Here is a 1,324-nt window from a genome sequence, read left to right as displayed (position 1 = left end):
ACCAGCAGCACAAAAATCACGCAGGTCAGAACATAAAGTGGCAGCAGCCTGCGCAACCGGCGTTGCATGAAGGCCCATTTGAACCCGGCAGGGTCGCGTGCCTGGGCCTTGGCGGCACTCAAGGTGATCACAAACCCGCTGATCACCAGAAACAGATCGACCCCAATCCATCCTTGTCTGAAAGGCAAGCCCCAAACTGCCTCACTGAAACGGCCCCACTGCCCAAGCGCGGTCACGTGGTAAACCATCACCAGCAGGGCGGCCACGGCGCGCAACACATCAATCATCGGAAACTGCATGTGCCAAGTGTCACATAGAAATGTTGGCCACAGCCCACTCTGGTTTGCCACTGCCGCACCCGACTCGGTTAGCATCGCCCCCCTATGACCCTGCGTGTGCTCCATATTGGCAAGTTCTTTCCGCCTTACCGGGGCGGCATGGAGTCGTTCTTGTCGGATCTGGTGCAAACCCAGCGCTCACAGGGTATCGACAGCCATGCCATCGTTCATGGTGACCCCTTGCCCGATGACCCGCACTGGCTGCGCAGGGTGCCGGTGCAGCTCAATCTGATCTACACCCCCATCGCGCTGGGGTTCAGGGCGGCGCTCAAACGGGCCATACACCAACTCCATCCCCAGGTTTTGCACCTTCATCTGCCCAATGTGTCGGCATTTTGGGCGTTGACACTCATCAATGCTTACAAAATTCCGTGGGTGGTGCACTGGCATTCTGATGTTGTGGTATCGGAAGAGCGGCTGGCCCTGCGAGTAGCCTACACGCTCTATCGCCCTTTTGAGCAGGCGCTGCTCGAGCGATGCGAGCGCATTGTGGTGACCTCATTGCCGTACCTTTATGCCAGTGAGCCGTTGCAACACTGGCTACCCAAATGTGTGGTGGTGCCACTGGCCATTCATACCCAGTTGCCAGATTTTGAGCATGGACCCACGCCGTGGCTTCCCAAACGGCTGCGACTGCTGTCTCTTGGACGACTGGCACACTACAAGGGGTTTGACACCCTGATCCGTGCAGTCAGCGCATCAGATCAGTTGCAGCTCATCATCGCTGGGCACGGTGAAGACATGGCCAGCCTGCAGGCATTGGTTCGCTCCAGTGCATCCGATGAAGACGGTGCCCATGTCCAACTGCTCGGTGAGGTTTCTGAAGAACTCAAGCACCAGTTGCTTGCCAGTTGTGATGCCTTCTGCCTTGCGTCGAGCGAGCGCACCGAGGCATTTGGTGTGGTACTGCTTGAAGCCATGGCACATGGCAAGCCCTGCATCGTCAGTGATCTTCCAGGCTCTGGCATGTCTTGGGTTGTTTCCAG

General features: G+C 57.6%; 2 protein-coding genes. One reads left to right on the top strand and one right to left on the bottom strand.

The window, feature by feature from the left end:
• A partial coding sequence (locus tag KBF66_RS17220) for an acyltransferase family protein (protein ID WP_296660230.1) occupies positions 1-299 on the bottom strand: 299 nt, incomplete at its 3' end.
• An 84-nt stretch (positions 300-383) separates the two neighbouring features.
• On the opposite strand from KBF66_RS17220, the gene KBF66_RS17215 reads away from it, so the two are divergent.
• Positions 384-1,324: glycosyltransferase (locus tag KBF66_RS17215; RefSeq protein WP_296660227.1), on the top strand; the 941-nt coding region annotated here is incomplete at its 3' end.

Origin of the sequence: Rhodoferax sp. (assembly GCF_018063565.1) — a bacterium.
GTDB lineage: Bacteria > Pseudomonadota > Gammaproteobacteria > Burkholderiales > Burkholderiaceae_C > Rhodoferax.
Note: the sequence above shows the minus strand (reverse complement) of the source record. Positions and strands in the feature narration are given on the sequence as shown.